Annotated in this window: 11 protein-coding genes; all 11 read right to left on the reverse strand. The window is 34.6% G+C overall.

What is annotated here, in order from left to right:
• Window positions 1-226 precede the first annotated feature (226 nt).
• Window positions 227-613 carry a hypothetical protein gene (locus AB840_RS14630; protein WP_048515580.1) on the reverse strand — a complete coding sequence of 129 codons (387 nt, stop codon included), beginning with the start codon at window positions 611-613 and terminating at the stop codon, window positions 227-229.
• Window position 614: 1 nt separating this feature from the next.
• Window positions 615-1,199: a hypothetical protein gene (locus tag AB840_RS14635; protein ID WP_048515581.1), complete on the reverse strand. Its 585-nt coding sequence runs from the start codon at window positions 1,197-1,199 to the stop codon at window positions 615-617.
• Entirely contained in the window at window positions 1,199-1,696 is a 498-nt protein-coding gene (locus AB840_RS14640) for a hypothetical protein (RefSeq protein WP_048515582.1), read from the reverse strand. Before AB840_RS14640 ends, AB840_RS14635 begins: the two co-directional genes overlap by 1 nt.
• Window positions 1,697-1,988: 292 nt before the next feature.
• Complete coding sequence (locus AB840_RS16260; RefSeq protein ID WP_078791846.1) at window positions 1,989-2,162, reverse strand: DNA methyltransferase; 174 nt, start codon at window positions 2,160-2,162, stop codon at window positions 1,989-1,991.
• A complete protein-coding gene (locus AB840_RS14645) occupies window positions 2,159-2,788 on the reverse strand; it encodes a hypothetical protein (protein WP_143745115.1) in 630 nt (209 codons plus the stop codon). The genes AB840_RS16260 and AB840_RS14645 overlap by 4 nt, the downstream gene beginning before the upstream one ends.
• A gap of 32 nt (window positions 2,789-2,820) precedes the next feature.
• Entirely contained in the window at window positions 2,821-3,561 is a 741-nt protein-coding gene (locus AB840_RS14650) for a hypothetical protein (protein WP_048515584.1), read from the reverse strand.
• Between the two features lie 173 nt (window positions 3,562-3,734).
• On the reverse strand, window positions 3,735-4,310 hold the full coding sequence (locus tag AB840_RS14655) for a hypothetical protein (protein WP_053078215.1): 576 nt from the start codon (window positions 4,308-4,310) through the stop codon (window positions 3,735-3,737).
• A gap of 51 nt (window positions 4,311-4,361) precedes the next feature.
• On the reverse strand, window positions 4,362-4,706 hold the full coding sequence (locus AB840_RS14660) for a hypothetical protein (protein ID WP_048515585.1): 345 nt from the start codon (window positions 4,704-4,706) through the stop codon (window positions 4,362-4,364).
• Between the two features lie 13 nt (window positions 4,707-4,719).
• Window positions 4,720-5,301: a hypothetical protein gene (locus tag AB840_RS14665; protein ID WP_048515586.1), complete on the reverse strand. Its 582-nt coding sequence runs from the start codon at window positions 5,299-5,301 to the stop codon at window positions 4,720-4,722.
• The gene (locus AB840_RS14670) at window positions 5,276-5,617 is read right to left on the reverse strand and encodes a hypothetical protein (protein ID WP_234984951.1); all 342 of its coding nucleotides are present in this window, start codon (window positions 5,615-5,617) and stop codon (window positions 5,276-5,278) included. Before AB840_RS14670 ends, AB840_RS14665 begins: the two co-directional genes overlap by 26 nt.
• Window positions 5,618-5,660: 43 nt before the next feature.
• Window positions 5,661-5,897 (reverse strand): hypothetical protein (locus AB840_RS17310; RefSeq protein WP_048515587.1); only part of this gene is annotated, 237 nt, incomplete at its 5' end.

Below are 5,897 nucleotides of genomic sequence, written 5' to 3' on the forward strand. Positions count from 1 at the left end.
GGTTCGTTTTGCTCGCGACTGTTGTTTTTTCTTGTTCCAGTAGTATGTGGTTTCGTAAGCATATGTAATGCCAGATCTTTTATCGGTTTGCGTTATGATGGACATGCTTCACCTCGTCATGTTTATATCTATTATTATAAAACATGACGAGCGAATAGTCAAGCGTAAATGGCAATGAACGTAGTAAAATCAATGGTTTTAACGATGTATGACGAAACATTCATCGTCATGTTTTCGAGAATCCAGGATCTATAGAAGAACTAATTATTTCAACTTCTCCTCTTTTATTCGCACATCCTAAAAAGCGTCGTAATAACGTTGCCGCTCTCGAGTTTTTATCGATTATAAATCCAGGCTTTTCATTATTAACAGAATATACTACTAAAAAATTATTACTCATTACATCTTCTTCTGTTTCAGATGGATAACTTAGCGAAAAACAATTAAATTGAATAGACATATCTTCAAGACTAACGTTTTGATTTGCGTTAAAAAGTTTTGTTGCTTTCAGCTCTTCTTGAATTAGTGTTTCACTTCGAATGGATTCCAATTGATTGATTACTGCATCCAAAGTACTTAATTTATTGTCTATTAGTTTTGTAATAATTGGCACCTTAGTCACCTTCAAGTTTTATAATTGTTGACTTGTAAATTAATGATATATCTTTCCAAAAATGTTTTTCTATGGTAATTATTATTCCTGATTGAAGGCTAATATGTTCTTTGCTATTAAGTACATACACCTTGAGCTCTACATGCTGTGTCCCCGTATTGATATCATTTAAATCAAAATAAACTACATTTTCTTCTTTTCCACTGTACGTATTATTTCCATCTGGCTGACAGGTCAATCCTCTTGGAAACTCAATTTTTAATTTTTCACCTTTCATACCTTTGCAATATTTAATTATGGCAATTCGTAAATATATAGCTTTAGATTGCTTTTCAATTACTTTTATTTCAGATCCATAATTATCCTTATTGGGGCCAATTTGTGCCCATATAATACCTTCGTGAATTATTTTCTTGAATAAAAATGTTTTTATAATATATAAAACACTGGAATATAATGTCACATTGACAATCAGATTCTTTTCCGGAATAAAAGGAATAAGCAGATGTAAATCATAGTACTGGTATAGCCATATACTACATAAATAAATTGCAATAACGATGACCCCATTAAATATATCTGCCATTATACAGCATCCAAAACATTTAAAATTTTTGATTCAATATCATTTTTTTCCTGTAAATATGATTTTTCATTTATCATAACTATTCCATTAGATTTAATAGTTATAACAGATGATTTATACTTGATTTTTATTTCTTGTATTTCTATGCATTCTTCATTACAAAAATGTTTTAATCTTTGAATGATTCTTTCAAATACATGTTCATCTCTACTCGCTTTAAGTTTTGTTAATAACTTCTCAACCATCTGTGTGAGTTCTTCGTCATCTTCCATAAATAAAATCTCAACAATATCGGCATTTTGTTCAAAATATTTTTCCAATAACGAAATCATCATCCTTGAACTGATAATCATTTGTTTATATCCCTGTTGGCACTGATCTTCTAGAAAAGAATAATAATTTTGTGTTTCAGGAAAATATTCAATAATCTTAACGAGAGGCATTCTGTCTTTATTAGTCTGTTTTTTTTGAAAAATTTTTCCATATAAAAACGACATAAAAATCGCCTCCTTTTAAACTAATCAATTATTAAAACATCCATAATTGTCAAGTTTATTATAGCATTATATTTTCTAAAATAGAACAATAAATTCCAAAAAGTCAAGAAGTATTTACACAAAAAATGATTACTATATGAAAAAAACACAGGAAAAATAAAGAATAATAAATTTCTATTAACACAAAACAAGACATTTTAGCAAATTCTTCATTTGCATGAAAAGAATCAAAAAGAAACAAGAATGTGACGAATTTTTGACAAAAGAAGGGTTCAGTTACGAACCCTCCTTATTACCTTACTTCATTCATCCTTTTTTCAGCTATATCGTAGTACACTTCCGTCTTTTCAAAACCAATGTACTGCCGATTATGTTTCTTGGCTGCAACACACGTCGTGCCACTGCCGGCAAACGGATCCAATATGACAGACCCTTCCGGGACAATTTGTACTATTCCTTCATCTATCTAACTGTGAAAAAAATTACTTTTATTAATAAAACTAGACAAGATATAACTAACGTACCAAAAATACCCATAATCCATCTGCGAGTATAAACAGTTTCATTTTTTAACGATTTTATAGAATCATTTGTACGCGTTTCCATTGCAATAATTTCAGCATGACGTTGATTATCCCTATCCCGAATCTCCCCCATAAAATTATTTAATTTGTTATCTAAAATATTACTAATGTTTTTATCAATTTCTTTAATATCTTCTTTTGTGGAAGATATATCTCGATCTAATCTCTCAAAATATTTTTCTTGATAATCCATGCTATCACTCCCTGATCGGCCTTGCTTTTTTCCTAAAAGGTTTTCTTGAAAATATTTCGACATATTATAATCATGATGTATATCTGAATAGTTATCAGTATAAAGATTTGTTAATGTTATTTCACTATAATGATATTTCAAATAGGCGAGTATCTCTTTAATTATGAAATCATCATCAAAATCAAAGAAACATACATTTTTATCAGCATTACTACTTAAACTATTACTCCCTGATGATTCATCTGTTTTTGTATATTCTTTGTTTTCATTGTAATAGTCATTTGTAAATGCCCCAGATGCCTCAATAAGTGCCATAATAAAACCATCCTTCAAAGAATATAAATCCCCTAACATTCTAAAACATTATTGACCTCTTGCGATATGTTATCATATATTTTTATAGCTTGATCTAAAAATGTACTGCAAACATCGTTTTTTAAATTATCTTTATTGTCAGCATCTGTATTAATATCATAACGCATAACAACAATATCTTTTTTATGATTCAACCACTCTTGTTTACTACTAGCCTCTGTCGCCGACGTAATAATATTAATGGACGGTTCTATATTTTCCCAGTTATCACGTTTTGCTAATCTCCACCCTGTGAGTTTTTTGGTATCCTGATATTGTGTTAATTGTGAATTTATGTATTTTAATATATTTTTTTCTTTAGAGTCATCCGTATAATAAGCTTGCTCTATATTCAAGGCAAGTCGTTTAAAATTGATATCATATATTTCATTTATTTTTTTTAAATATTCATCGACATGTTCCTTAAAATTAGGAATTTTTATTTCTTCGTTTGAGCCATGAATATATTTTTCAATAAAGTTAATTTTATCTTGAAAAAAATCAATTATTTTACTATTGTCTTGCGATGTATATTTGGGTCTTTCAATAACTTTAGGTTTCAATGACCGCCCCTGTTGTAAATTGACCTCCATGGATACTTCCTTTTTAGCATTATACATCATATCAAAATCTACAAAGACTTTTGTCATTTTTTTTAGTTTATCCCAATCAGAAACCGAAATAGATGAATAATCTCCAAAAATGCTAAATTGAAATAACATAATTTTATCCACAATTTTTCCCCTCCAATTAGCCTATTATTAGCCATTTAATTATTTTAATAACCATATTATCTTCCACATATTTTAGTAAGCCACTAAAACATTATTCCTTGTGAATATTATACCATTGTTTGGTAAGAAATAGTACAAAAATATAGAAAAGTCGATAGTATTCGCAAAATTATTCACCATTCCTTAACCGTATAATTTACAGCCCCAGCCTTTTTACCGTCAGCACTCATGTATACCATGGCTTCCACCCGCCCAGCCTGATACCCAACGCCGGCATACGCCTTATCATCCGCATATAGCACACCTGCTTTGATCTTGTGATTGTTTCGCAAATTGATTTTGTAGACGTCCACTTTTTGCTGATCCGTATTTGCCGTCACAACAGTTCGATCCGTTTTTTCCGTAGCCGCTGCAGGCAAGCTGGCATCGTTGCTCTTGATTTGCTGTGCAGTTTTCGTTGCCGCATCATCCAAAGTCGAAGCTGTCACAGAATACGTTGCTTCCGGCAGAATGGTACCATCATGAATATATTCAATCTGCTTGACAAGCTGTCCTGCAGTATTGCTATCCACGTCCAGCGTTTTTTGTACGGCAGTTGGATTCGTAGTGTCCTCGTATTTCATGACCTTGGGCTGTTCTTCCGTTGTGGTTTTGTAGTGCAGGTAAAAATATAAGCCGCCACCCAGTAAAACAGCTGCGACGACAATACAAATAATAATTTTCTTATGCTTCTTAATTTCAGATAGCATGATGACCTCCTAAACGAAAACAAGCCGGCATTTCTGCCGGCCCTTTTCATATCAAAAGAAAAACAATCTCCAAATAATCGCAACCAATGCCACAATTTCCACGCTGTTCAGAATTTCATTCCCGTATTTTTCCCGGAAGGATTTTTCCGCTGTTTCCACATGGGCAACAACAGATTTTGCTTCTTGCTGCAACTTGGATTCCGATACTGCTATTTTTGCCTTCAAGGATTTAATTTCATCCGCATACAACTCTTTGTCATCCTGCTCCAGATTGGCCAAGTGCTGCTTCATATTAGCAATATCCTGCTTGACTTTTTCTTCCGGTGTAGTCTGAATGACCGGTTGCGTTGCCGGTGTTACTGTGTTCTGCTGTACTACAGTTTCTTCATCTGCCATGATAAAATCACTCCTATTCTCCATACTGTGATAAATCTAAATTTGCTACATAATCATACGTAGCCGTTGCTCGGTTCTGATATCCCGCTGCATAATCTTCGCACCCCGCGGCATTGGCATACTCGTTATAAAACATATCCCGCATGACCGATAGATCTCTCAAATTATACCCGCGTTCTTCTCGGCGCTGCAGGAAGGCTTTTACCACACTGTCACTGGTTGGACACCACATACCGGCGTAGATCATCGGGCGGCTCTGATCCATAGATTGAATCTCCTGCAGGCTGTTCACATAATTTTGACAATCCTCTGCAAGTTTCTGCTGCTGCGCTGCTTGTCCGGCGTCGCTGCCGAGTAAATCTTTTAATGCCTGCAGCTCACCCGCATTTTCGATATCGGAATACGAGCGCCCTTGAAAATGGTCACCACCAGGAATACGCCCTAATAGATCGTCGCAACGCGGCCCTTCCCACTGGCTTACACCGACGGACGGATAATCACCGGCCGTACTGCAGGATAGGGCGTCAAACGGCCCTTCCACGCCTGTATTAATTAATCCTTTTGCTATCTCACTTGCTAATTGTTCCACTGTCATGACGTATCATCTCCATTTTATTAATAACGGGTTGCCCTAATGGGCTGTTGTATTTGCTGTCTGTTCTATATTTAGCCCAGCAAGCACCACCCAATGAAATTATGGTTGCTAGTCCTGTAGCTACCGCTGTAACTCCCTGCCAACAACTTCCAAGCTCAAAATTCATGCCATATAATGCTTTAAGCCAATACCCCGCAAGCCATGATCCTAAAATTAAAAATAAAAAAATCATCATGACTACAGATAGTATGATGACTAATGCGATCCAATGTTCTTCGGACCATTCCGCAAATGTAATTATTTTTTGTTTCAACATATCACCTCCATCTAGATATCAGATTTTAATGGATCACTTCCTTTCATGGCCAAATAATCTTAATGACAATATATATCAACGCACTGCCCACGGCTCCTAAAATCGCCATCACGAGATTGATTCGATGGTGCGCTGACTTGGCGGATTCTAGGGCTTTTGTCGCATCTGTTCGCAGTCCTTTGATATCATCCTGTTGTGAACGGAGTTCTTCATGCATCATATCTTGTTTCCCTTCAATGTTGCCTAATTTCTGTAATACCTCGCGTTGAAAGTCATATTC

It is taken from the genome of Megasphaera cerevisiae DSM 20462 (assembly GCF_001045675.1).
In the GTDB taxonomy this organism is placed as follows: Bacteria; Bacillota; Negativicutes; order Veillonellales; family Megasphaeraceae; genus Megasphaera; species Megasphaera cerevisiae.

What these genes read in the sequence shown, in the direction of transcription:
- AB840_RS14655 (WP_053078215.1), bottom strand. Translation starts at nt 4,310, where the DNA reads ATGCTATCTGAAATTAAGAAGCATAAGAAAATTATTATTTGTATTGTC.
- AB840_RS14660 (WP_048515585.1), bottom strand. Translation starts at nt 4,706, where the DNA reads ATGGCAGATGAAGAAACTGTAGTACAGCAGAACACAGTAACACCGGCA.
- AB840_RS14635 (WP_048515581.1), bottom strand. Translation starts at nt 1,199, where the DNA reads ATGGCAGATATATTTAATGGGGTCATCGTTATTGCAATTTATTTATGT.
- AB840_RS14665 (WP_048515586.1), bottom strand. Translation starts at nt 5,301, where the DNA reads ATGACAGTGGAACAATTAGCAAGTGAGATAGCAAAAGGATTAATTAAT.
- AB840_RS14645 (WP_143745115.1), bottom strand. Translation starts at nt 2,788, where the DNA reads ATGGCACTTATTGAGGCATCTGGGGCATTTACAAATGACTATTACAAT.
- AB840_RS14670 (WP_234984951.1), bottom strand. Translation starts at nt 5,617, where the DNA reads ATGTTGAAACAAAAAATAATTACATTTGCGGAATGGTCCGAAGAACAT.
- AB840_RS14640 (WP_048515582.1), bottom strand. Translation starts at nt 1,696, where the DNA reads ATGTCGTTTTTATATGGAAAAATTTTTCAAAAAAAACAGACTAATAAA.